Source organism: Geodermatophilus sp. CPCC 206100, from assembly GCF_048569675.1.
GTDB lineage: Bacteria > Actinomycetota > Actinomycetes > Mycobacteriales > Geodermatophilaceae > Geodermatophilus.
Genome location: NZ_JAQISV010000040.1, coordinates 39,881 through 64,564 on the forward strand (window position 1 = coordinate 39,881; position 24,684 = coordinate 64,564).

The window sequence follows — 24,684 nt, forward strand, 5'->3', positions numbered from 1 at the left end:
ACGATCCCGGGCCGCTCGGCACTCGCTGACACCGCCGGAATTACACGCGTGTCGTTGCGTAGCCGTCAACTTCGCTCGGTGTAAGCGCCCCGCCACACCAGCCCCATCTGTCACGCCGTGTTCGTCACATCTCGTGGCACCCCATGACACGCCCGGCGAACAGTCGACAAGTGCCCATCGGGCACGATGACTTTCGTGGAGATCGTCGTGCTCGCCGGAGGGGTCGGCGGCGCCCGTTTCCTGGCCGGCGTGAAGGCCGCGGCGCCGGGCGCCCGGGTCACGGCCGTCGTCAACACCGGGGACGACGTGACGATGCACGGGCTCCGGATCTGCCCCGACCTGGACACGGTCATGTACACCCTGGGCGGCGGCATCGACCCCGAGCGCGGGTGGGGGCGGGCCGGCGAGAGCTGGACGGTCAAGGAGGAGCTGGCCGCCTACGGCGCCGAGCCGACGTGGTTCGGCCTCGGCGACCGCGACGTCGCCACCCACCTCGTGCGCACCCGGATGCTGGACGCCGGCTACCCGCTCTCCCAGGTGACCGCGGCGCTGGCCGACCGCTGGCAGCCCGGGGTGGAGCTGCTGCCGATGAGCGACCAGCGGGTGGAGACCCACGTCGTCGTGACCGACCCCGCGACCGGCCGCCCGCAGGCGCTCCACTTCCAGGAGTGGTGGGTGCGCCACCGCGCCGCCCTCGACGCGTCGGCCTTCGTCCAGGTGGGCGTGGACGCCGCCCGCCCCGCGCCCGGGGTCGCCGAGGCGTTCGCCGCGGCCGACGCGGTGCTGCTGGCCCCGTCGAACCCCGTCGTCTCGATCGGCACGGTGCTGGGCGTGCCCGGCCTGCGTGCGGCGCTGCTCGCGACGCCGGGCCGCGTGGTCGGGGTCTCCCCCATCGTGTCGGGCGCGGTGGTCCGCGGGATGGCCGACCGCTGCCTGCCGGTCATCGGCGTGGAGGTCAGCGCCGAGGGGGTCGGCCGGCACTACGGCGCCCGCTCCGCCGGCGGCCTGCTCGACGCCTGGCTGGTGCACACCGGCGATCCCGCCGACGTCCCCGGCGTCGACGTCCGCGCCGTGCCGCTGCTCATGACCGACCCGGCGGCGACCGCCGCGATGGCCCGCGCCGCCCTGGACGCCGCGGGTGTCTAGCGAGCCGCCCGGGATCACCGTCCTGCCGGTGCACGGGCTGCCCGAGTTCGTCCCCGGCGACGACCTGGCCGCCGCGATCGCGGCCGGCGCCCCCTGGCTGGCCGACGGCGACGTCGTCGTCGTCACCTCCAAGGTGGTGTCCAAGGTCGAGGGCCGCCTGGTGCGGGTGGAGCCCGGCACGGACCGGGAGCTCGCCCGCCAGCGCGCCATCGACGCCGAGACGGTGCGGGTGGTGGCCCGGCGCGGGCCGCTGAAGATCGTGGAGACCCGGCAGGGCTGGGTGGTGGCCGCGGCGGGCATCGACGCCTCCAACGTGGCCGGGGACGCGCTGGTGCTCCTGCCGGAGGACGCCGACGCCTCCGCCCGGGCGCTGCGCGCACGGCTGGCCGAGCTGCTCGGGGTGGACGTCGCGGTCATCGTCAGTGACACCTTCGGCCGCACCTGGCGGGAGGGACTCACCGACGTCGCGGTGGGGTCCGCGGGGATCGCCGCGCTCACCGACCACCGCGGGGACCTCGACGCGCACGGCAACCGGCTGGAGACCACGCAGGTCGCCGTCGTCGACGAGCTGGCCGCCGCCGCCGACCTCGTCAAGGGCAAGCTCGGCGGCATCCCGGTGGCCGTCGTCCGGGGGCTGCCCGTCGAGCGGCCGGCCGAGGACGCCGGCACCCGTCCGCTGGTCCGCCTCGGCCCCGGGGACCTGTTCCCCTACGGCAGCCGGGACCTGGTCGGCTCGCGCGCGCCGGCCGACGACCTCGTGCCGCGCCCGGGCGAGCTGGCGGCCGTCGCCGCGGCGTTCCGGGTGGCCGTGGCCGCCCTGCCGGAGTTCCCGGTGGTGGTGCGCTACGGCGGGGCCGACGACGGCGTGGTGGACGTCCACCTGCCGGAGCGGGCCACCACGACGACCGCGCTGAACCTCGGTGCGCTGGTGGGGGCGGTCATCGTGCAGCTGCACGCCGAGGGCTGGACGACGCGCTGGGAGCCGGTCGGCACGCCCGGCGGCTCCTCCCTCGTCGGGAGGTTGTGGCTCGGCTCGCCGTCGTCCTGACCGCGGTCGCCTGGGTAGCGTCGCCGATCATGCGCGGGATCATCCTGGCCGGGGGCACCGGCAGCCGCCTCTTCCCGATCACCCAGGCGGTCAGCAAGCAGCTGATGCCCGTCTACGACAAGCCGATGGTCTACTACCCGCTGTCCACGCTGATGATGGCCGGGGTGCGCGAGGTCCTGGTGATCACGACACCCGGTGACCAGGAGGCGTTCCGGGCGCTGCTGGGCGACGGCAACCGGCTGGGCATGCGGATCGAGTACGCCGTCCAGCCGCGGCCCGAGGGCCTGGCTCAGGCGTTCCTGATCGGCGCGGAGTTCGTCGGCGACTCCTCGGTGGCCCTCGTGCTGGGCGACAACATCTTCTACGGGGCCGGCCTCGGCACCGCGCTGGGCCGACTCCCGGACCCCGACGGCGGGCACGTCTTCGCCTACCACGTGGCCAACCCGCAGGACTACGGCGTGGTCGAGTTCGACGCCGACCGCCGGGTGCTCTCCATCGAGGAGAAGCCGCAGCGGCCCAAGAGCCCCTACGCGGTGCCCGGCCTCTACTTCTACGAGGCCGGCGTGGTCGACGTCGCCCGCGGCATCACGCCGAGCCCGCGCGGCGAGCTGGAGATCACCGCCGTCAACGACCACTACCTGCGCGCGGGCCGGCTGCGCGTGACCGTGCTCGACCGCGGCACCGCGTGGCTGGACACCGGGACCTTCGCCTCGCTGCGGCAGGCCACCGAGTTCGTCTCCGTCGTCGAGGAGCGGCAGGGCCTCAAGATCGGCTGCATCGAGGAGGTCGCCTGGCGACAGGGCTGGCTGGACGACGACGGCCTGCGCCGGGCGGCCGAGCCGCTGGGCAAGAGCGGCTACGGCGACTACCTGCTCCGCCTGCTCGACGACCCCCTGGCTTGAAGAGGACCCCCTGCCCCCCACCGCTCGCAAGCTCGCGGCGGGACCCTGCAGGGGGCCAGGAGCCGAGGCGGGACCCGGCCGGCCTCAGATGCGGCGGTGGTCGGTGGGGGCGTTGCGTGGGCCGAAGCGCGGCGCCCGGGCGACTCCCCCGGCCAGCAGCAGCCGCACCACCCGCTGCCGCTGCCCGCGCCAGGGCTCGAGCAGCGCCATCATCCCGTCGTCGTCGGTCCTCGCCGCACCGGTCAGCGCGAACCCCACCTGGTTCTTCAGGTGGTAGTCGCCGTAGCTGACGGTGTCCGGGCAGCCGAACACGCGCTGCACCACCTCGGCCGCCGTCCAGACGCCGATGCCGGGCACGGTGCACATCCGGCGCTGCAGGGTGGGCGAGTCCGCGGCGTGGTCCGGCTCCAGCCGGGAGGCGACCCCCGCGACCGCCCGGAGCGCCCGGCGGCGGGCGCCGTCCAGGCCGCAGCGGTGCCACTCCCAGTCGGTCACGTCCAGCAGCCGCCGCGGCGAGGGGATCACCCGCATGCCCTCGGGCGCCGGGCCCGGCGCGGGCTCGCCGGCCAGCCGCAGCAGCGCCCGCCACACCCGGTGCGCCTCGACCACGGTCACCTTCTGCTCGAGGACGGCGGGCACCAGCGCGTCCCAGGTGCGGCCGGTGCTGCCCAGCCGCAGCCAGGGCGTCGTGCGGTGCAGGCGGGTGAGCAGCGGGTGGCCGCACGGGTCGAAGTCCTCCGGCCGGTCGGCGGCACCGAGCCACGCGGGGACCGCCGTCCCCGCCCGTTGGGCCCCCGGCCCCCAGGCGGTGATCCGCACCTCGCCGGCCCGCACCGTGATCCGGACGGTCGCCGGGCCGTCGGGGGTGCTCACCGTGCGCCAGGTGCCGTCGTCGGTGTGCCGCAGCGTGGGGTCGCCGGCGCTGCGCTGGTGCGGGAAGAGGGCCCGCCGGACGTCGAGCGGCCAGTCGGGCCGCCAGGCGTCGGTGAACGCCGGGACGTCCCGGCCGGTGGGAACGAGGGTGGTGGTGCTCAGCTGGTGCTCCCCGGGGAAGAGGGACCGGCCGGTCGCAGCCGGCCGGCCGGGGTCAGCGCGGCGCCATCCGGAGTGCGCCGTCCATCCGGATGACCTCGCCGTTCAGGTAACCGTGCTCGACGATGGCCAGGGCCAGCTCGGCGAAGTCCGCCGGGCGCCCGAGGCGCTTGGGGAAGGGTATGCCCGCGGACAGGCTCAGACGGGCCTCCTCGGGCAGGCTGCCCAGCAGGGGCGTGTCCACCAGCCCCGGGGCGATCGTGCACACGCGCACGCCCACGCCGGACAGGTCGCGGGCCGCCGGCAGGGTCATCCCGACGATGCCGCCCTTGGACGCCGAGTACGCGATCTGGCCGATCTGCCCGTCGTAGGCGGCGATCGAGGCGGTGTTCACCACGACTCCGCGCTCGCCGTCCTCCCCCGGCTCGGTGGCGGCCATCGCGGCCGCGGCGAGGCGCAGCACGTTGAAGGTGCCGACCAGGTTGACCATCACCGTGCGGACGAACGGGTCGAAGTCGTGCGGGACGTTGCCCTTGCCCACGGTGCGCTGCGCGGTGCCGATGCCGGCGCAGTTGACCGCGATCCGCAGCGGCCGGTCCTTCCCCGTGGCCTCGGTGACCGCGGCCTCCACCGACGCGGGGTCGGTGACGTCGGTGCGGACGAAGGTGGTGTGCCCGCCCAGCTCCGCGGCGAGCGCGGCGCCCTTGTCCTCCTGCAGGTCGAGGATGGTGACGGCCGCGCCCCGCGCGGCGAGGGCCCGCACCGTCGCCTCGCCGAGCCCGGAGGCCCCGCCGGAGACGACCGCGGCGACGTCGAAGTCCTTCACGCCCGGGAGGCTATCGGGCGGTCTGCGGGGGGCGGGGAGGTCCTCCCTCAGCTGAACCGCGACCCGTGCCGTTCCTCCACCGCACCCAGCAACTGCTTGACCCGCTCGGCGTCGCCCACCGGGCAGACCATCGTCACGTCGCGGGTGGCGACGACGACGCTGTCGCGCACGCCCACGAGGGCCACGAGGTGCTCGGGGTCGTCGCTGAAGACGATGTTGCCGGCGCTGTCGAGGGTGACCGCCAGCCCGCGCACCGCGTTCTCCCCCACTGTCTCCAGCGTGGCGGCGAGCGCCGGCCAGGAGCCGACGTCCAGCCAGTCGACGTCCAGGTCGGCGACGAGCACCCGCCCCGGCTCGGTCGCCGCCGGCTCCAGGACGGCGTAGTCGACGCTGATCTTGGGCAGCGTCGGGAAGACCGCCGCGAGCTCGGCGTCCCGCGCCGCACCGGCCGGGACGGCGACCACCCGGGCCAGGCCCGCCGCGGACTCGGGCAGGTGGTCGGCCAGGGCGTCGAGCACCGTGCGGGCCCGCCAGACGAACATGCCGGAGTTCCAGAGGTACTCCCCCGAGGCCAGGTAGGCCTCGGCGGTGGCGCGGTCGGGCTTCTCCCGGAACGACGCCGCCTCCGCCACGCCCGGCACCTCGGTGGCCGCACCGCGCTGGACGTAGCCGAACCCGGTCGCCGGGGCGGTGGGCCGGATGCCGAGCGTGACCAGGGAGCGGGGGCGCGCGGCGAGCGCGTCGTAGGCCCGCGTCAGCGCGGCGGCGAACCGCTCCACCGGTCGGATGACGTGGTCGGCGCTCACCACGGCCAGCTCCGCGTCCGGGTCGACGTCGGCCACCAGCGCGGCGGCCAGGCCGACGGCGTTGGCGGTGTCGCGGGCGACCGGCTCGAGCACCAGGCGGTCGGCGCGCAGCCGCGGCAGCGCGGCCCGCACCTGGTCGCCGTAGCGGGCGGCGGTGCAGACCCAGATCCGCTCGGCGGGCAGCACCGCCTCCAGGCGGGTGAACGCCTCGGCGAGCAGGCTGTGCGCCGCGCCGCCGTCCCCGTCGCTGACGACGTCCAGCAGCTGCTTCGGCCGGTCGGCCCGCGACAGCGGCCACAGCCGCGTCCCCGAGCCGCCGGCCATGATCACGGCATGCCGCACGGCGCTCCTCCCTCGACCTGGCCAGCACGTCCGGCGCCCATCCTGGTCGATGCCGCCGGGGCTCCTGGTCGGCGGGGTCAGGCCGGAGGACGACGAGCGGCCCGGCCCACCCCGACCGCCCGGCGCTGGAAGCGGGCACCGGCGGCCACTCGGCCGCTGACGTAGGACACGAGCATCCGGGCGCCGAGCCCACCCCGCAGCACCAGCCGGAGCGGCGCGTGCCGCCGCAGCGGGTACTGGGCGGACAGGTAGCGCAGCGCGCTCGTGTGGTGCACGCGCTGCATGCGGTGCGGTTCGCGGCGGGTGGCGTGGCCACCCTCGTGGGTGACCACCGCCGTGGGCGCGTAGACGTGCAACCAACCGCGCCGGCCCAGCCGCTCGGCGAGGTCGACGTCCTCGAAGTACATGAAGTAGCCGGGGTCGAAGCCACCGACCGACCAGAACGCGGCGACGTCGACGAGCAGGCACGACCCGGACAGCCAGCCCGCCGGCCGCTCGCGCGGGTCCTCCCGCTCCCGTCGGTACCGAGCGGTCCAGGGGTTGCCCGGCCAGGCCCACCCGAGCAGGGCGTGCCCGGCCCCCGTGGACAGCCGGGGCAGGTCGCGGGCCGAGGGGTACAGCTCACCCTCGGGCGTGCGGATCGCCGGGCCGATCGTGGCCGCCCGCGGCCACCGCGCCGCGACGGCGAGCATCTCGTCGATGGACCCGGGGTCGAAGCGCACGTCGGGGTTGGCCACGACGGCGTAGCCCTCGGTCAGGCCCGCCAGCCCGGCGTTCACGGCGGCGCCGTAGCCGATGTTGCCGCCGGTGCGCAGCAGCCGGACGTGGGGGTGCGCGGCCGCCGACCGCTCCGGCGCGCCGTCGGTGGAGCCGTTGTCGGCCAGCACGACCTCCACCGGGCGGGTCGTCGCCTCGGCCAGGGAGTCGACGAAGCCCTCGAGGGCCTCCCCCGGCGAGTACGTCACCGCCACGACGCGCAGCGGGGCGGCAGGGAGTTCGGTCACGCGGAGAACCCTACGAGGGGCCCGCCGCCAGCCCTCCACCCGTGCGCCGGGAGCCGGGGCGGGTGGGACGGCGGTGACGAACGGTACGAGCCGGTTCGGACTACTCCTTCACACGCCGATGAGACAACGGGGAGTCAGGGCACCGTCACTTATCGTCAGTGCGTGCTCCATCCTCGCCTGCGCCCCGGCGCCTCCGTGACCCCCTGCTCGCCCCGTCGCGTCGGCCACGTCGCCGGCGCGCTGCTGGGCGGCGCGCTCCTGCTCTCCGCGTGCACCGGGCAGGGCGAGGACCCGTCGGCCTCGCCGGCGCAGCGCACCGACCAGGTCGAGGTGCCGCCCAGCGACGCCCCGTCGGAGCAGATCGACACCGTGCAGACCGACGCACCCGTGACCACGGCCGCGCTGGTGCTGACCTTCGCCGAGGCGTCTCCCGGGGGCGACTCCATCGAGGCCGCAGCCTTCATCCAGGGTGCCGTCGAGGCCGGCGGCCGGTGCGTGCTGACCGCCGAGCAGGACGGCACGACGCTGGAGAGCGACCCCTCGGAGCCCGAAGCCGGCCCGTCCACCACCGAGTGCGGCGCACTGAGCATCGACGTCCCGAGCGACGCCGAGGGCACCTGGGCCGTGTCGGTGACCTACACCTCGGCCACGACCGAGCTGACCAGCGAGACCCGCGAGGTGACCCTCTGATGGCGGCTCGACGCGGGGAGGGCACGGCACGACGCCGGCCGGCTCTGGTGCTCCTGGCACTGCTGCCGCTGGCCGTCGTCCTGTCGCTGCTGTCGGGGCCCACGACACCGGCCCAGGCAGCCAACGCGCCCGACTTCAACCCCGGCAACATCATCGCCGACTCGGTCTTCTTCAACTCCCAGACGATGAGCGAGTACGGCATCCAGGCGTTCCTCGAGGCGAAGAACCCGCAGTGCACCGCCGGCTTCACCTGCCTCCGCGACTTCTACGAGAACACCTGGAACCGCGGCGCCGACGCCCAGTGCGGGGAGTACGCCGGCGCAGGCGGGGAGCGGGCCTCACGGATCATCCACAAGGTCGCCCAGGCCTGCGGTGTCAACCCGATGGTGCTGCTGGTGCTCCTGCAGAAGGAGACCAGCCTGGTCACCAAGACGAACCCCACCTGGGACAACGCGTACAAGAAGGCCACCGGGTACGGCTGCCCCGACACCGCGCCGTGCGACGCGCAGTTCTACGGCTTCTACAACCAGGTCTACAAGGCCGCCTGGCAGTACAAGCGGTACACGAACAACCCGAACAGCTACTCGTACCGAGCGGGCCGCGACAACTACATCCAGTGGAACCCGAACGCGAACTGCGGCGGCTCGACCGTCTACATCCACACCCGGGCGACCGCGGCGCTGTACATCTACACGCCCTACCAGCCCAACGCCGCCGCCATGAGGAACCTCTACGGCACCGGTGACGGGTGCTCGGCCTACGGCAACCGCAACTTCTGGCGGATGTTCACCGACTGGTTCGGCAGCACCCAGGTCAGCTTCAGTGTCACCGGCGCCATCAGCGGGGCGTACGACGCCAACGGTGCGGGTTCGGGCCCGCTCGGTGACGCGGTCGGCAACCAGTACCCCACGCCCGGAGGCGGCCTGACCCAGGCCTTCCAGAACGGCCGCATCCACTGGTCGCCGACCACCGGAGCACATGCCGTCATGAACCCGCTGGCGGCGAAGTACGACTCCTGGGGTGGCGAGAGCGGCGCGCTGGGTTACCCGATCGCGGGCCGGTACCCCACGAGGAACGACGGCTGGACCCAGCCGTTCGAGCGGGGCCGGATCCACTACAGCCCGGCGACCGGCGCCCACCCCGTGATCGGCCAGATCGGGGCTACCTACGACTCGGTCGGGGGTGAGTCCGGGTTCCTGGGCTACCCCACGACGGACCAGTACCCGACGCCCAACGGCGGCTCCACCCAGGCCTTCCAGAGCGGCCGCATCCACTGGTCGCCGACCACCGGCGCGCACGTCGTGAACGGGGTCTTCTCCCCGGTCTACGACGGACTGGGTGGGGAGAGCGGACCGCTGGGGTACCCCGTCAGCCCGCAGTACGCGACCGCCGGCGGCGGCGTCACGCAGGCCTTCCAGAGCGGCCGCATCCACTGGTCGCCGACCACCGGTGCCCGCGCGGTGATCGGCCCGATCTCGCAGGCGTACGACGCGGTCCGAGGGGAGTCCGGCGCGCTCGGCTACCCCACGACCGACCGGTACCGCACTGCGGGTGACGGCTGGACCCAGGCCTTCCAGAACGGCCGCATCCACTACTCGCCGACCACCGGCGCCCACCCGGTCATCGGTGCGCTGTCCGCGGCCTACGACGCCCGTCAGGGCGAGTCGGGCGCGCTCGGCTACCCCATCGCCGGCCAGTACGCCACGACGGCCCGCGGCGTCGCCCAGGTCTTCGAGAAGGGCACCCTCGTCATCAGCTCCGGCGGCGCGATCCGCACCGTCGAGGGTGACCTCGGGGCGCGCTACTCCGCCGCCGGCGGCGCCTCCGGGGTCCTCGGGGAGCCGACGGGGGCCCGCCGGGCCGTCGCCGACGGCGCCTCGCAGACGTTCCAGAACGGCGTCATCCTCGACGGTCCCGACACCGGGGCCCAGTCGGTGTGGGGACCGCTGCTCAGCGCCTACGACGCCCTCGGCGGGCCCACCGGCAGCCTCGGTTGGCCCACCGGCGAGCAGGCGACGAGCCGGACCGGCAGCACCGTCCAGCAGTTCGAGGAGGGCGCGCTCGTCCTGACCTCCAGCGGTCCCCGCACCGTGCGCGGCGCCATCGCCACGCGGTGGACGGCACTCGACGGTGCCTCGGGCCCGCTCGGCGACCCGACCGCCGAGCAGTCCGCCCTGGCCGCGGGCGGTCAGTCGCAGACGTTCGCCGGCGGCCTGGTCCTGGCGGGCACGACCGGGCCCGCCCGCGCCGTCCTCGGGGACATCGCCACCGCCTACACCGCCAGTGGGGGCCCGACGGGTCCGCTGGGCATGCCGGCCATGGAGCGGTACGCCACTCCGGGTGACGGGTGGACGCAGCCCTTCGCCAACGGCCGCATCCACTCCTCCCCCGCCACGGGTGCCCACGCCGTCCTGGCCCCCCTGGCCGCCGTCTACGACGCCCAGCGGGGCGAGTCCGGGCCGCTCGGCTACCCGGTCGGCGACCGGGCTGCCACGCCGGGGTCGGGCTGGTCGCAGGAGTTCCAGAACGGTCGGATCGCGTACTCGGCGTCCACCGGTGCCCAGCCCGTCCTCGGCAGCATCGCCGGCGCGTACGCCGCGGCCGGTGGTCCAGCCGGTGACCTGGGGTACCCGACCGCCGAGCGGTACCCGACCAAGGACAGCGGCTGGACGCAGTCCTTCCAGAAGGGCCGCATCCACTACTCCCCGGCCACGGGAGCCCACGCCGTGGTCGGCGAGCTGTCGAAGGCCTACGACCGCCTGTTCGGCGAGACCAGTGCCCTGGGCTACCCCGTGACCGGTCGGTACGCCACCGCAAACAGCGGGTTCACGCAGGCCTTCCAGCACGGCCGCATCCACTGGTCGCCGGCGACGGGGGCTCGGGCGGTGATCGGGGAGGTCTCCGCGGTCTACGACACGGTGCGCGGCGAGTCCGGGCCGCTCGGGTACCCGATCGGCGACCGGTACCCGACCGCCGGCAACGGTTGGACCCAGGCCTTCCAGAAGGGCCGGATCCACTGGTCCCCGGCGACCGGCGGATTCCCCGTCCTGGCGCCGATCTCCGCGGCCTACGACGCCCTCCTCGGCGAGTCCGGCCGGCTGGGCTACCCGATGTCCTCGGCCTACGCCACGAAGGACAGCGGGCTGACCCAGGCCTTCCGGAACGGCCGCATCCACCACTCCCCGGCCACCGGCGCGCACGCGGTCATCGGCGACCTGTCCAGGGCCTACGACGGCTCGGGCGGGGAGGGCGGGCCGCTGGGCTACCCGACGTCCGGGGAGCGGGTGACCGGTGACGTCCGCACCCAGAGCTTCCAGCACGGGACGATCGCCCAGACCGGCAGCAACGCCCCGGTGGTCACCGTCCGGTAGTCCCCGGTCGGCTCCGGGAGGGGGCGTCGCCGCGACCGCGGCGGCGCCCCCTCTGTGCGTGTGCCGCCACCACCGGCCAGGTCCCCACGCGACGGGGCCCGTCGTGCCGGCAGCGGGCCGGGTCACCCCGAGCCACAGCTCCGTCGCGGCCGGCAGCCACCGGAGGCGGAGCGCCCGGGCCGCCGTCCGCAGCAGAGCGCCCGGGCAGACGGCCGCCCGGCCCGGGCAGACGGCCGCCCGGCGCGGGTCAGCCCTCGGCGGGTCCCCGGCCGCCGGACGTCGCGGCCCGGCGGGTTCCCCGTCCGCGGACCTCCGCGGCGACCGCCCCCAGCACGACGACGCCGCCGATCAGCAGCGCCGGCACCAGCAGCCGGGCGCCTCCGGGCTCGTAGCGCACCTCGAGCCCGGCCCCGTCGAGGTCGGCCGGCAGCGTCACCTGCGTGACCGTGCCCTCGATGGCCGACACCTCCACCGGGCGTCCGTCCACGGTCGCCTCCAGGCCGGGCCACCAGGGGATGCGCAGCACGAGCGTGCCGCCGTCCTCGCCGGTGCTGACGCGGTAGGTGTTCAGCGGCCGGCCCGCGTACGCCGGGTCGTCAGCGGCTCCGGTGCCCGTCAGCTCCTCGACGCCCTCGCCGGCGTAGGTCACCCGCGGTGCGAGGGGTTCGGACCTCCGGTAGCCGGTGAACCCGGCGACGTCGCTCGCGCGCGTCCACTCCTGCCGGAAGTGCGCGCGGATCTGCCGCGGGGTCGAGGGCGACAGCAGCACCTCGTCGGAGGACATGGCGTCGATCCAGGCGACGTCCGTGCCCGGGACGGTCTCCAGGAGCCCGGCCAGGCACTCCTCGGTCGTCTCGACGGCCGAGACGTAGGTGAGGCACCAGTGCTCCACCCAGCCGCGGTGGCCGGAGGCGATGTAGCCGAAGCCGGTCCGCATGTCGGCGAGCAGGTTGGCGTTGCCGGGCAGGACGCCGGCCGCCCAGCCGTCCCCCTCACCGTGCCCGTCCCACACGGGGATGGTCAGTGCCCGTCCCGGGGCGACCAGCCGGTCCCGGAACTCGGGCACGGTGGCGCCCCACTCCGTGCGGACGGGCAGTTGACGCGCCGGCTCACCGGTCGCCTCGACGCCCCGGTCGCTCTCGTCGATGCGGGCGATGGTCGTCGCCGACCCCAGGCCCAGGAGAGGTCCGGCCAGCGCGGCCAGGACGACGCCGGTGGCGGCCCACCGGTGCCAGCGCCCGCGCGACAGCACGAGCACCAGCGCCAGGACGCCGGCCGTCCCGGCTGCGGCGGCCAGGAGGTGCCAGCCCAGGAGCGCCGGCGCGCGGAGGAGGGCCAGCAGCAGCTGGGCGGCGACCAGGCCCAGGCCCAGCTGGACCCGGCGCCGGGTGAGCAGCGGCGCGGCCGACACGGCCACGACCGCGAGGACCGGGAGGAACAGCTGGACGGCGGTGAGGTAGCGGAACGGGTACCGGAACGGCCCCACGTGGGTGGGCATCTGGGTGAGCAGCAGGGCCACACCGGTCATCACCAGCGCCGTCAGGACGCCGGGCCGGCGCAGCGCCGCCCGCCAGTCCACGAGCGCCAGCGCCGGGACGGCGAAGACCGCCGTCGCCGCCGCCGGCATGAGCAGCAGGAAGCCGCCCCAGGTCCCCGACTGGCTCGGCGTGAGCGTGACGCCGCCGAGGACCACGTCCAGCAGGTTGGGGATCTGGGCCCCGGTGTTGCCGGAGGCGCTCTCGGGCACGATCCGCTGCGTGTGGGGCGACAGCTGCTGGGCGGCGATCAGGGAGGCGCTGGACGCGACCAGGCCACCGGCGGCCGCCACCAGCCGCCACAGCAGCGGACGCCGGTCGTCCCGGTCCCCGTGCCGCCAGTGCTCGATGACCACCGCGACCACCAGGACCCCGGCGACCACGAGGTTGTAGGGGTAGCCGGCGGCGCCGAGCACGTACGCGGTGACGCCGGCGCCCAGGACCCCCCGCCACGACCGGGAGACCAGCGCCAGCCAGAACCACGGCAGCCAGGCGGTGCTCCACAGCAGCGGCCACCAGGACGAGCCGAACCAGAGGAAGAAGCCCGAGCTGGCGACCGCCAGGGCGGTGCCGACCGCCAGGGCGGCGGGCGCGCCCAGCCGCCGCAGCAGCAGGAGGACGCCCGCGCCGCAGAGGAGGACCGTGCCGCCGCCCATCAGCCAGGTGGCGCGGGTCAGGCTGTCGACGTGGCCGACGGCCCAGACGATCGCCCAGTGCAGGGGGTCCAGGACGCCGTACTGGGGGTCGGCCAGGTAGTTGCCGGCGGCGCCGAGCTCCGGGTCGAGGAGCGGCGGGCGGCCACCCTCGAGGTGCCGGCCGAGCCAGTGGAAGACCGGCACGTACTGGGCCTGCTGGTCGTCCAGCCAGAAGAAGCGCGGCGAGATGGCCCGCAGGACGACGAGGAAGACGCCCTGCAGGAGGACGTAGCCGCCCAGGGCCAGCAGCGTCGCGCGTCCCCGGGAGCCGCGGTGCCGGGGTCCGGCCGGCGGGGGCGCCGCCTGGGAGGTGGCCGGTGGTGCCGAACGGACGGCGCTCACCGGGACCGCCGGGCGCCGAGCACCTCGACGACGCAGGCGCCGAGCACGGCCACGGCCCCCAGGGCGACGAGCCCGAGGCCGAGCGTCCGCCCGGGGGGTTCGAAGGAGATCCGCAGCTGCCCGCTGCCGGCGCCCTCGGGCAGCGACACGGCGAGCAGGGTGTCGTCGACCACCTCGACGTCCAGGGGGCGACCGTCGAGCTCCGCCTCGTACCCGGGCCACCACGGGATCCGGGTGACCAGCCGGCGGTCGCCGTCGCCCGACCACTCGACGGCGTAGGACTCGCTGTCGGTGCCCACCGACTCGGCCGCCAGGGCCGTCACCGCGCCGCCGGCCACGGTGATCCGGCCGGCCGTCGGCTCGCGCCGCTCGAAGCGCGTGAACCCACCCTCGGGCCCGGCGTCCTGCCAGTCGTCCGCGAGGGACTCGGCGATCTCCGGCGGGGCGTCCTGGTCGACGAGGAGGACGTCCTTGCTGGACGCGTCCAGCCAGGTGCGACCGGTTCCGGGGACCTCGGCCAGCAGCCTGGCCACGGCGTCGCCGCACGTCGCCGAGTGGCCGAGGAAGTCCTGGCACCAGCGGCCGGCCCACCCGGCGTGGCCGACGGAGGTGTAGCCGTAGCCCGGCCGCACGTCGGAGAACAGGGCGGCGCTCCCCACGGGGACACCGGACGACAACCCGCGGTCGTCGCCCGACCCACCCCAGTGCAGCACCGTCGCGTTCAGGCCGGTCTCGACCGACCGGTCCCGGAAGCCGGCGACGTCGACCGGCCACCACTCGCCGTTGTAGAGCCCGTCGGCGGGCAGGCCGGAGGGCTGCTCCCCGCGGGCCTCGGCGTACCGGGCGTTGACCGCGACGGCGGACCCGATGCTCACCAGCGGCCCGGCCGCGGTGGCGACGAGGACACCGAGCGCCACCCAGCGACCGGGCGTGTGCCGCCGCGCGGAGGTCCCCGCCGCGGCGGGTGTCCCGCCGGACCGGCCCGCGACCCGGCTGAGCGCGACCAGCACGAGGATGCCGACGACGGCGACGCCGAGGTGCCACGCCAGCATCAGGGGGGTCCGCAGGACGCCGAGCGCGCCCTGCGCCGCCAGCAGCGCGCACGCGGTGAGCAGCGGACCGCGGGTGAAGCGCAGGCCGGCTCGCGAGGCGAGGACGGAGACGAGCAGGGGCAGGACCACCTGCAGGATCACGACGTAGCGGAACGGGTAGCGCAGCCCGCCCACGACGGTGGGGAGCTGGGTGGCCAGGAACGCACCGGCCACGAGGACCAGCGAGACGAGGACGCCGGGGACCTGGCGCAGGCCGCCGAGCTCGCGCACCCGCCGCCAGTCGACGAGGGCGAGCCCGGGGAGCACGAACCACCCGGTGGCCAGCGCCGCCGACGGCAGCACGGTCCCCCACCAGCCGCTGACCTGGCCGGTGGAGGTCAGCCCGCCGACGAGCACGTCGAGCAGGTTGGGGATGAAGTCGCCGGTGCTCCCGAGGTCGCCGACCGGGAGCGTGGAGCGCTGGGAGTAGGGCGCCATGGCGGTGGCGGCGAGGATGCCGGGGGCCGCCAGCGCGAGACCGCCCGCGGCGGCTCCCAGCCGGGCGAGCAGCCGCGGCTGCCGGATCGCGCGCACGGCGCCCGCACGGACCGCCACCTCGGCGACCACGGCGACCACGATCAGGCCGGCGAAGGGCAGCGAGTACGGATAGCCCGACGTGCCGATGGCGTAGGCCGCGAGCGCCGCGGTGGGCACCCCCAGCCACGAGCGGGTCACCAGCGCCCACCACAGCCACGGCAGCACCGCGGTCCCCCAGGCCGCCGGCCACCAGGAGGCGGCGAACCAGAGCAGGTACCCCGAGTTGACCGCGCCCACCGCAGCGACCGCGGACCACACCGGGCCCGCTCCGTAGTGGCGGGCGAGCGCCACCACCCCGAGCCCCAGGACGGTGACGGCGAGCAGGTGCAGGCCCCAGCCGGCGGCGTTCAGGCCGTCCATCCGGCCGAGGACGTCGGCGAGCAGCCAGTGCAGGGGGTCGAGGACGCCGTACTGCAGGTCCGCGACGAACGCGCCGCCGGACCCCTGGTCCGGGTCGACGAGCGGGACGTCGACCCCCGGCTGGCGCCCCAGCCAGGACCACACCGGCAGGTACTGGGCCAGCTTGTCGTCGATGGTGAAGAACCGCGGCTGCCAGGCGCGGATGACCGCCATGAGGGCGGCCTCGGTGACGAGGAACAGGCCGACGGCCAGCAGGCCCTCGCGGAACCCGCCCGGACCGGGACGGTGGGCGCGATCGTCGTCGTCAGGCAGCGTCCCGTCGGCCACGCGCCGCGGCGCCAGCGCCTCCGGGGAGGTGCTCAAGCCGACGCCTCCCGGCCGCCCGGGATGAGGTCGTGCAGGGCGTTCTCGATCTCCTCCAGCCGGGCCCAGGTCCGGGCACCGGGCGGGGCGTCGCCGCGCCCGGACAGCAGCCAGCCGGTGCCCGACTCGATGAGCCCCTCCTCGATCAGCCGGTCGATGCAGTTGACGTCGGGCACCGAGTCGCCGACGAACCACACGTGGTTGGCCTCCTGGCGGGGCAGCCGGTCGAACAGCACCCGGAACGGCTCCAGCCCGAGCTTGTCGGTGGTGGCCTCCTCGGAGGTGACCACGTGGTCGACGACCTGGTCGAGCTCGAGGTGGACCAGCTTGCGGAACTGGATCTGCGCCGTGAGGTCGGTGACGATCGCGATCGGGATGTTGTTGTAGCGCAGGGTGCTGAGCAGGTCGCGGGCGCCGGGGCGGAGCTTGGCGGCGAGCAGGTACTCCCGCCAGTACTCCTGCTCCAGGGCCAGCGCCAGCGCCGGCTGGCTGCGCAGGCCCAGCATCTCGATCGCCTCGTGGCCGTAGAGCAGCCGGCTGTGCGAGCTGCCCGTGTCGCCGAGCCGGGCCTTGACCCGCTTGCGGGCGCCGTCCCAGACGTCGAGGAAGGCGCGGTCCTTGACCCCGAGCTCGCGGGTGGCGAACTGGACCAGGGCGGCGGTCCCCGCCCGGTGGCTGGGCTCGTACGGGTACAGCGTGTCGTCGAGATCGAAGATCACGAGCGAGGGGAGGCGCGGGGTGTTCATCGGAGACTGGACTCCAGGTTGTTGCGACGACGCTCGAGCATCGCCAGGACGAGGATCAACTGCATGACGCCGCGGCTGCCGCCGAGCCACACCGGGTCGCCGACGAACAGCTCCTCCGGGCGGTCGAGCAGGTGCCGGGCGATGCTGCGCACGTCGCGCGGGGTCAGCAGGGACGGCGAGACGACGAGCTCGACGACTCCGGGCTCGTTGAGGTACTCCAGCCGGGCGGGGACGCCGCCGACCGCGGTCAACGCGCGGGCCAGCCGCTCGGCGAAGGCCAGCCCGCGCAGGCGGGCGACCACGCGGAGGGACAGCGGGGCGTCCATCGGCTGGTCCTCCGGCGGCAGGCAGCGCTCGGACTCCAGCCGCAGGACGACGTCGGCCAGCGGGCGCTGCGGGAGGATGTAGCGGTTGCGGTCGTCCTCGCGCCGGTCGATGGACGCCTGGACCCCGGCCAGCGCGTGACCGCGCTCGCCGACGTCCCGCTCGATCTTGAGCCGCCGGCGCAGCACCTCGTCCATGTCGGTGAACACGGTGAGGTCGACCTTCGACCGCACGTCCCCGCTGGTGAGGGCGTGCAGGCCGCTGACGACGACGAGCTCGCGGTGCGCGATCGGGCGCTGCTTGGTGAACCGGCCGCGGGCGTGGTCGTAGTGCCGGCACCACACCTCCTCGCCGGCGAGCAGCCGGAAGGTGTCCCGGGTGAGGCGCGGCAGGTCGTTGGCGGCCGGGTCCAGGTGGGTGGTGACGTTCCACAGCGGCGCGTGCCGCTCGTAGAGGTGATAGTCGTCGCCCATGAGGAACGAGGTGGCCCGCTCGCCGAAGACGTCGGACAGCGAGATGCACAGCGTGTCCTTGCCGGTGCCGCTGTCCCCCGCGACCGCCATCGACAGCGGCGCCCGGGAGAGGCGGTAGACGTCGTACTGCTGCAGGGCGCTGCGCAGCACCATGGTCAGCGCGATGGCGCCGGTGACGACGGCCGCGGTCGCCAGCAGGTCGAGGAGCCACGTGTTGGCGCCCAGCGCGCCGCGGTCGACGTCGGAGAAGCCGGCGCCCAGCGGCTCGGCGTCCCAGCGCGGCGCCGCGCCGCTGGCCGTCACCGCCTGCGACAGGGTGACCGCCACCCAGAAGACGAACACCGCCGCGCGGACCCGCGGGCCGGTCCCGGCGGCGATGACCGCCAGGAACGGGACCGACCAGAGGAACCAGCCGGGCGAGGCCGGGGTCAGCAGGGCGACCGCCGCGAGGGCGACCGCGGTCACGGTGAACACGAGGTCGGGGTTGGCCCGCCGGAAGCGCCACAGCACCGCGAGCAGCGCGGCGTACACGACCGGGAGCAGCACCACGTTGAGCCCCGGGCCGAGGGTGATGACGTAGTCGACGGCCGCCCCGAAGGTCGGCGTGCCGAGCACCATCTCGCGGTACCCGTCGGACAGCGCCGGCAGGAGGAACAGCGCCACACCCGGGGCGAGCCCGAACAGGTAGGGCCCCAGCCCGGCCCGGTACCGGCTGTTGCGCAGCAGGAACAGCAGGGCGAAGGGCACGATCAGCATCGCGCTGGCCTTGACCGCGATGGCCAGGCCGGCGGCGACGCCGGCCAGGGACCACAGCCGCCGCCGGAAGGCGAGCACCGAGGCGAACATCAGCATGGTCGGCACGAGGTCGAGCTGGCCGTGCACGTAGGCCGCGTAGACGAGGATCGGCGAGACGGCGGCGAGCACGACCGCCCGCCCCGGGCGCGACCCGCCGGTCCGCAGCAGCAGCCAGGTGATGAGCAGGTCGGCGGCCAGCACGCCCAGCGCCATGCCGAGCTGCACCGCCCAGGCGACGGGCAGCCACGAGGTCAGCAGGCCGAAGATGCCGAACCAGACCAGCATGAGCGGGCCGTACGGGAACGCCTGGTCGACGCCGCCGATGGCCTGCCAGTCCGACCACGGCGTGAACGACGGGTTCTCGACGAAGTGCTCCACGAACGGCGCGAACCACGCGCGCTGCACCGCGGGGACGAGCAGGGCCACCAGGACGACCCGCAGCAGGAGGCCGCCGCCCAGGAGCAGCTTCTGCCGGGGGCCGAGCTCTCTCAGCCCCACAGTGCCGGCCTCTTCGTGCAGACCGCGTCCAGCGCCAGGCCGGCGTCGGCGAGGGCGGTGCGGATGCCCTCGACCTCCGCCTCCGGCTCCCGCGCCTGCAGCTCGGGGCTGACGACCATGACCCGGTAGCCGGCGCCGGCGAGGCGCGCGAGGTCCTCGCGCGGCGGCAGGGCGCCGGTGAACGAGTCCAGCCACACCCACTGCGCGCGCGGCTGCAGCGCCAGGGCGGTGTCCACCGACTCGTACTCCGAGATGCGCACCATGCAGCGCGACTCGCCGCGGCGCAGGGTCTTCACCATGAACGGGAAGGACTGGTCGAGGTAGGTCCACTCCTCGATGCCGCGGGCGGCCAGCGCCGCCTCCACGCGCAGCTCGAGACCCTCCTCCTTGACGTTGGCCACCAGGAAGGCGTGCCGGTAGGCGTCCAGCCACTCCTCGAGGTCCACGCCCGGGTCGAACGGCTCGTGGGTGACGACGAGCCGGTCCCCGTAGGAGCGGATGTCCATCTCGATCCCCAGCTCGGCCGGGGTGTCGGCCAGCTCGGCGGCGGTGTTGCGCCGGTGGGCCACCAACAACGTCACAGGTTCTTCCTCAGGGCCAGGCTGAAGTCCACCGTCCGCTTGATGAACTTGCGCTTCGCGGCCAGGTCGACGTTCCAGGACGACGTCCCGAAACGGCGGGGCGCGAAGATCACCGGCACGCGGCGGACCTCGAAGCCGCGCTCGGCAGCGGTGTACATGGCGAACAGGTCCAGCGCGAAGTCCTTGGGCGGGGTGCCCCACTCGTCGAGCAGCTCGCGGGAGAACATCGTCGGCTGGGCGTTGATGTCCGACAGCCGCCGGCGCAGCAGCGCCGTCTCGAAGACCGACATGCCGGCGGTGAAGACGCGGTCGGCGGCCGGGCGGCCGTAGCGGCGGCCCTTCACGAAGGCCCGCTCGGTGCCCTCCATCGCCGCCAGCGCCCGCAGCGCGTCGGCGGGGTCGGTCTGCAGGTCGGCGTGGGTCCACCCGACGATCCGGCCGCGGGCGACGGCGAGCCCGGAGGTGATGCCCCAGCCGTAGCCCTCGTTCGGGTCGACCCGGATGGAGCGCACCCGGTCGTCGGCGGGGTCGAGCAGGCGGGCCAGCACGGCCGGGGTGTCGTCGGTGCTGCCGTTGTCGACCAGGATGACCTCGCCGTCCCCGGCCTCGGCGGTGAAGCGCGCCCGGAGCACGAGCTCGGGCAGCGACCTCGCCTCGTTGTAGCAGGGGATGACGAGACTGAACGCGGGGGTCCGCGGGGTCGGCTCAGCCACGGGGCTGTCCCACCTCCTGGGGCTCGGGGTCGCGCGACGACGACCGGAAGACGAAGCGGGCCATGCCCACGAAGTTCCACGCGGCGGACAGTCCGGTGGCCACGAGGAAGGCGAGGCCCACCTGCCAGGTGCGCTCCTCCCCCACGACCGCGAGCACCGCCGCGTTGGCGCCGACGTTGAGCCCCAGCGCGCAGAGGTAGACCACGACGAAGGCGACCAGCGACCAGCGGTGGTGCTGGCCCTGGAAGGTGAACCGCCAGTTGGCCACGTAGGCGAAGACCGCGCCGGCGATGAAGCCCAGCGCCTTGGCCCAGCCGTGCGACACGTCGCCCAGCAGCAGCAGCTGGTACACCACCGCGTCGATGACGACGGTCGTCCCGCCGACCAGCAGGAAGCGCAGCAGCGAGCCCCTCACGAGTGCCCGCCCCGCCGGCCCCGGTGTTCCCCCATCACCCGCGGGCCGCCCGTCAGGCCCGTCGGCGGCCGCTGGCCACCGGGACGAAGTCGCGGAACGCACGGTCCAGGTCGGCCCGGACGGTCGGCGGGACCATCGGGTCGGCCGCCAGGGCGTAGGGGTGGTGCACCCACTTGTGGAAGCAGCTCTGCCAGTAGCGGAAGGTCTCGTACTCGTCGGGGGTGCCCAGCGAGACGAAGCTGTCCAGCAGCAGCGCCACCACGGGGCGGCCGGCCTCGAGGAAGCGGCGCACCAGGCTGTCGAGGTAGTACTCGCCGTTGACCGTCTCGTCGCTGGCCAAGAGCTCCTCCACGTCGGCGACGGCGCGGGCCGCCGACGGGAAGGTGAAGGTGCCGATGATGACGCCGGCGGCGGCCGGGTCGTCGGGCTCGGCCTTCAGCCACGTCTGCGTCACCGTGCCGACCTGGCTGCCGGCGTCGTCCCACGTCACCCAGCCGTACTGCTGCGGGCGGCGGCGGGCCAGCCGGTAACCGGGGGCGGTCCAGACCACCAGGCCGTCCTCGCCGGCGGTGGCGAGGGCGGCGGCGAAGGCGCCGGGGGCCGGGCGCGGCACCGCGTCACAGGAGGTGACGGTGACCGGCAGGGACGCCGCGCTGTCGGCCAGCGGGCGCAGCCCGGACAGCGCGGAGTCGGCCTGGCCGCGGGAGAGCTTCTCCAGCTCGACGACGGTGGCGCCCTGCCGCTTGGCGAGCCCGGCGACCGCGCCGTCGTCCCCGAGGTCGGCGCGGGTCACCACGACCGACTCGGACCCCGGGACGGCGAGCAGCGCGTGCTCCAGGAGCGTGCGCCCGGCGACGTCCAGCAGCGGCTTGGGCTGGGCGTAGCCGAGGTCGGCGAACCGCTTGCCCGCACCGCTGGCGAGCACCACGCGGGTGGCGCCGGGCTCGGGCTCGGCCGGGCCGCGCATCCAGTGCGCGATCGCCGTCGACCACTCCCGGTACTCCTCGAGGTCCTGCGGGGTGCCCCACTGCATGAAGTGCTGCAGCTCGTACACGCCGACCGACAGGCCCAGGTCGAGGACGCTCTTGTAGGTCAGGCTCAGGTAGTACTCGCCGTTGAGCAGGTAGCCGGCCTCCTGCTGGTGGGCGAGGGCGTCGAGCAGCACCTGGCCGCTGGCGAAGCCGTAGGTGCCCGACGAGGCGAACTCCGAGCTCGGGTCGTCGGTCCAGGGCTTCTTCTCCTGGATGTCGACCACCCACTCGCCGTCCATCTTCGGATAGGCGTAGGACGTCGAGTGCAGCATGTGCGGGTGGAAGCCGCGGTAGGCCGGGATCGCGCCCCCGGTCACCACGCCCGAGGAGAGGTAGTCGGCGAAGTCGTCGGCGTCCCAGTAGCAGGTGAAGTCGCAGTAGTTGACGACGACCGGCTTGTCGCGGGCGATGTGCTCGGCGGCCTGCAGGACGGCGTGCCCCGGGCCGAGCTTGTGCGCGGCCACCTCGACCACGCGGCCGTTCGGCCGGCGCTCGAGCAGCCGCTCGCGCAGCCGCAGCCGCGGATCGGCCAGGTGGTCGGCGTTGCAAATGAACACCACGTCGTCCCACCCGGGGAACATGTCCACCACGTGGTCGATGACCGTCTCGCCGTCGAGCTCGATGAGCGCCTTCGGCCGGTCGTAGCCCGCGGCGGTGAACCGCGAGCTGATCCCCGTCATGGGGATCACCAGCTGCGGCTTCACCGCTCCATCCCGCGTCGCCACTTCTCGGCCTCCCAGTCCACCAGTGCTCCGACTTCGTTCTCGTCCAGGTACCGGACCGGCGCCGCCGGGTCGGCGTGCTGCGCCACCGCGACGAAGCTCAGCGCGATCTCGCGCGCGTCCGCCGACAGCTCGCCGTCGACCTCCACACCCCCCTCGGGGGTCACCACCAGGGAACCACCCCGGCCCGCCGCGTCCGCGAACGGCCGGCTGCCCAGGAAGACCGCCTCGTCCGGGGTGAGCACCCCGCCGGTGAGCAGCCGGGCCGCCGCCGCGTCCAGGCTCCCGGCCGGGGCGACCACCTCCGGGTCGCCGGCGGTGGCGTCCAGCGGCCGGTCGCCGTCGCCGCGCAGGGCGGCCTCCGCCTCGTCGATCAGCTCGCGCGCCCGGTCGGCCGTGGCCGCGGCGGTCAGCAGCCCGTGGTTGCCGAGGAGGAACACCGTCTCCTCGGTCGGGCCGGCCTCCTCCTGGGCGGCGAGCACGGCGCGGGCCAGCGCGATCCCGGGCTTGGCGTAGGGCACCCAGCCGGTGGGCGCCACCTCGCGCAGCCGGTCCAGCACGGCGGCCGGTGTCCGCTGGGCGGCGGCGGCGATCGCGCCCACGGAGTGCACGTGGAAGACGTAGCGGTGCGGCAGCAGCACGTGCAGGGCGGTCTCGATCGAGGGGCGGGCGGCCCGCTCGTCGGCCAGCTCGACGACGACGTGCCGGAGGTCCTCGACGCTCAGCACCTCGGCCCGGGCGCGCGGCCCGTCGACACCGACGAAGATCGGCCGCTGCAGCGCCTCCCCGAACCGGGTGCCCGACGCCTTGACCCAGACCAGGTCGCCGTCCTTGCCGCTCAGGTTGCCGCCGGCGCCCTGCACCAGGCGCAGATCGCTGCCGATGGCAGCGGCATGCCGGTTCAGTTCCCCCAGGACCTCGTTCCCCACGTAGCGGCAACCTACCCGAACGGGTGACACCCCACCGGGGCGCGCGGGGTGCGGGGGCCCGCGCGGGACGGGTGTGACGAGTGGGACGGGTCCGTCGCAAAATCCCCGAAGGGGACGGCCCGGACCCCTGTCGCCAACGGGAGGAGGCGCCTGCGCGACGGTATCGTCGCCAGGCGTGACCGAAGACAGGCCAGATCTCGTCGTCGTGGGTTCCGGGTTCTTCGGGCTGACCGTCGCCGAGCGCGTGGCCAGCCAGCTGGACAAGAAGGTGCTCGTCCTCGACCGGCGCCACCACATCGGCGGGAACGCCTACTCCGAGCCCGAGCCGGAGACCGGCATCGAGGTGCACGTGTACGGGGCGCACCTGTTCCACACGTCGAACGAACGCGTGTGGCAGTACGTGAACCAGTTCACCGAGTTCACCGAGTACCAGCACCGGGTCTTCAGCATCTACCAGGGCCAGACCTACTCCCTGCCGATGAACCTGGCCACGATCTGCCAGTACTTCGGCAAGAGCTTCTCCCCCGAGGAGGCCCGGGCGCTGGTCGCCGAGCAGGCGGGCGAGTTCGACACGGCCGAGGCGCAGAACCTCGAGGAGAAGGCGATCTCGCTGATCGGCCGGCCCCTCTACGAGGCCTTCATCCGCGGGTACACGAAGAAGCAGTGGCAGACCGACCCGACGGAGCTGCCGGCGGCGGTCATCGCCCGCCTCCCGGTGCGCTACACCTTCGACAACCGGTACTTCAACGACACCTACGAGGGCCTGCCGGCGGACGGCTACACGGCCTGGCTGCAGCGCATGGCCGACCACCCGAACATCGAGGTGCGGCTGTCGACCGACTACTTCGACGTGCGCGACGAGCTGCCCCGCGACGTCCCCACCGTGTTCACCGGCCCGATCGACAAGTACTTCGGGTACGAGGCCGGGGAGCTGGGCTGGCGGACGCTGGACTTCGAGACCGAGGTCCTCCCGATCGGCGACTTCCAGGGGACGTCGGTCATGAACTACGCCGACGAGGACGTGCCGTTCACGCGCATCCACGAGTTCCGGCACTTCCACCCCGAGCGCGAGTACCCCGAGGACAAGACCGTGGTCGTCCGCGAGTACTCCCGCGCCGCCCAGACCGGCGACGAGCCGTACTACCCCATCAACACCCCCGAGGACCGCGCCAAGCTCGAGCGATACCGGGAGCTGGCCACGAAGGAGGCCGCCGAGAAGCGCGTGCTCTTCGGCGGCCGGCTGGGTACCTACAAGTACCTGGACATGCACATGGCCATCGGCTCGGCGCTGAGCATGTTCGACAACCGCATCCGCCCCTTCTTCGACGAGGGCGGCTCGCTCGACGGCCGCCTGGAGGACTGACTCG

The 24,684-nt window shown here is 74.4% G+C and carries 19 protein-coding genes; 6 read left to right on the forward strand and 13 right to left on the reverse strand.

The window, feature by feature from the left end:
• Positions 1-186: 186 nt before the first annotated feature.
• From cofD to rfbA, 3 genes are read left to right on the forward strand one after another with little or no spacing between them, the layout of a single operon-like run.
• Positions 187-1,146, forward strand: coding sequence for a 2-phospho-L-lactate transferase (gene cofD / locus PGN05_RS18135; protein WP_419753963.1), 960 nt, complete (start codon positions 187-189; stop codon positions 1,144-1,146).
• Positions 1,139-2,194 carry a coenzyme F420-0:L-glutamate ligase gene (locus PGN05_RS18140; protein WP_419753964.1) on the forward strand — a complete coding sequence of 352 codons (1,056 nt, stop codon included), beginning with the start codon at positions 1,139-1,141 and terminating at the stop codon, positions 2,192-2,194. Before cofD ends, PGN05_RS18140 begins: the two co-directional genes overlap by 8 nt.
• 29 nt (positions 2,195-2,223) lie before the next feature.
• The gene (rfbA, locus tag PGN05_RS18145; protein ID WP_419753965.1) at positions 2,224-3,096 is read left to right on the forward strand and encodes a glucose-1-phosphate thymidylyltransferase RfbA; all 873 of its coding nucleotides are present in this window, start codon (positions 2,224-2,226) and stop codon (positions 3,094-3,096) included.
• Between the two features lie 84 nt (positions 3,097-3,180).
• On the opposite strand, the gene PGN05_RS18150 is transcribed toward rfbA, so the two are convergent.
• The 4 genes from PGN05_RS18150 to PGN05_RS18165 all read right to left on the reverse strand — a co-directional run bounded on the left by PGN05_RS18150 (position 3,181) and on the right by PGN05_RS18165 (position 7,106).
• Entirely contained in the window at positions 3,181-3,969 is a 789-nt protein-coding gene (locus PGN05_RS18150) for a DNA-3-methyladenine glycosylase family protein (protein ID WP_419753966.1), read from the reverse strand.
• A gap of 214 nt (positions 3,970-4,183) precedes the next feature.
• On the reverse strand, positions 4,184-4,954 hold the full coding sequence (locus tag PGN05_RS18155; protein ID WP_419753967.1) for an SDR family NAD(P)-dependent oxidoreductase: 771 nt from the start codon (positions 4,952-4,954) through the stop codon (positions 4,184-4,186).
• 47 nt (positions 4,955-5,001) lie between these two features.
• A complete protein-coding gene (locus PGN05_RS18160; protein ID WP_419753968.1) occupies positions 5,002-6,102 on the reverse strand; it encodes a mannose-1-phosphate guanylyltransferase in 1,101 nt (366 codons plus the stop codon).
• 77 nt (positions 6,103-6,179) lie between these two features.
• Positions 6,180-7,106 (reverse strand): glycosyltransferase family 2 protein, encoded by a 927-nt coding sequence (locus tag PGN05_RS18165; protein WP_419753969.1) that lies wholly within the window; start codon positions 7,104-7,106, stop codon positions 6,180-6,182.
• Positions 7,107-7,268: 162 nt separating this feature from the next.
• On the opposite strand from PGN05_RS18165, the gene PGN05_RS18170 reads away from it, so the two are divergent.
• Positions 7,269-7,796, forward strand: a complete 528-nt coding sequence (locus PGN05_RS18170) for a hypothetical protein (RefSeq protein ID WP_419753970.1) — start codon at positions 7,269-7,271, stop codon at positions 7,794-7,796.
• Positions 7,796-11,167, forward strand: coding sequence for an LGFP repeat-containing protein (locus PGN05_RS18175; RefSeq protein WP_419753971.1), 3,372 nt, complete (start codon positions 7,796-7,798; stop codon positions 11,165-11,167). Before PGN05_RS18170 ends, PGN05_RS18175 begins: the two co-directional genes overlap by 1 nt.
• Positions 11,168-11,414: 247 nt before the next feature.
• On the opposite strand, the gene PGN05_RS18180 is transcribed toward PGN05_RS18175, so the two are convergent.
• Genes PGN05_RS18180 through PGN05_RS18220 form a run of 9 tightly spaced genes read right to left on the reverse strand, consistent with a single transcriptional unit; the run spans position 11,415 to position 23,317 of the window.
• Positions 11,415-13,739, reverse strand: a complete 2,325-nt coding sequence (locus PGN05_RS18180) for a hypothetical protein (protein ID WP_419753972.1) — start codon at positions 13,737-13,739, stop codon at positions 11,415-11,417.
• Positions 13,736-16,090, reverse strand: coding sequence for a hypothetical protein (locus PGN05_RS18185; RefSeq protein WP_419753973.1), 2,355 nt, complete (start codon positions 16,088-16,090; stop codon positions 13,736-13,738). Before PGN05_RS18185 ends, PGN05_RS18180 begins: the two co-directional genes overlap by 4 nt.
• Positions 16,087-16,836 carry an HAD family hydrolase gene (locus PGN05_RS18190; RefSeq protein WP_419753974.1) on the reverse strand — a complete coding sequence of 250 codons (750 nt, stop codon included), beginning with the start codon at positions 16,834-16,836 and terminating at the stop codon, positions 16,087-16,089. The genes PGN05_RS18185 and PGN05_RS18190 overlap by 4 nt, the downstream gene beginning before the upstream one ends.
• Positions 16,833-18,926, reverse strand: a complete 2,094-nt coding sequence (locus PGN05_RS18195) for a hypothetical protein (RefSeq protein WP_419753975.1) — start codon at positions 18,924-18,926, stop codon at positions 16,833-16,835. Before PGN05_RS18195 ends, PGN05_RS18190 begins: the two co-directional genes overlap by 4 nt.
• Entirely contained in the window at positions 18,917-19,507 is a 591-nt protein-coding gene (locus PGN05_RS18200) for a hypothetical protein (protein ID WP_419753976.1), read from the reverse strand. Before PGN05_RS18200 ends, PGN05_RS18195 begins: the two co-directional genes overlap by 10 nt.
• Positions 19,504-20,220 (reverse strand): glycosyltransferase family 2 protein, encoded by a 717-nt coding sequence (locus PGN05_RS18205; protein WP_419753977.1) that lies wholly within the window; start codon positions 20,218-20,220, stop codon positions 19,504-19,506. Before PGN05_RS18205 ends, PGN05_RS18200 begins: the two co-directional genes overlap by 4 nt.
• Positions 20,213-20,635, reverse strand: a complete 423-nt coding sequence (locus PGN05_RS18210; protein ID WP_419753978.1) for a GtrA family protein — start codon at positions 20,633-20,635, stop codon at positions 20,213-20,215. Before PGN05_RS18210 ends, PGN05_RS18205 begins: the two co-directional genes overlap by 8 nt.
• A gap of 52 nt (positions 20,636-20,687) precedes the next feature.
• Positions 20,688-22,370, reverse strand: a complete 1,683-nt coding sequence (locus PGN05_RS18215; protein ID WP_419753979.1) for an NTP transferase domain-containing protein — start codon at positions 22,368-22,370, stop codon at positions 20,688-20,690.
• A complete protein-coding gene (locus tag PGN05_RS18220) occupies positions 22,367-23,317 on the reverse strand; it encodes a class II aldolase/adducin family protein (RefSeq protein WP_419753980.1) in 951 nt (316 codons plus the stop codon). Before PGN05_RS18220 ends, PGN05_RS18215 begins: the two co-directional genes overlap by 4 nt.
• A gap of 175 nt (positions 23,318-23,492) precedes the next feature.
• On the opposite strand from PGN05_RS18220, the gene glf reads away from it, so the two are divergent.
• Complete coding sequence (gene glf / locus PGN05_RS18225; RefSeq protein WP_419753981.1) at positions 23,493-24,680, forward strand: UDP-galactopyranose mutase; 1,188 nt, start codon at positions 23,493-23,495, stop codon at positions 24,678-24,680.
• Positions 24,681-24,684 lie beyond the last annotated feature (4 nt).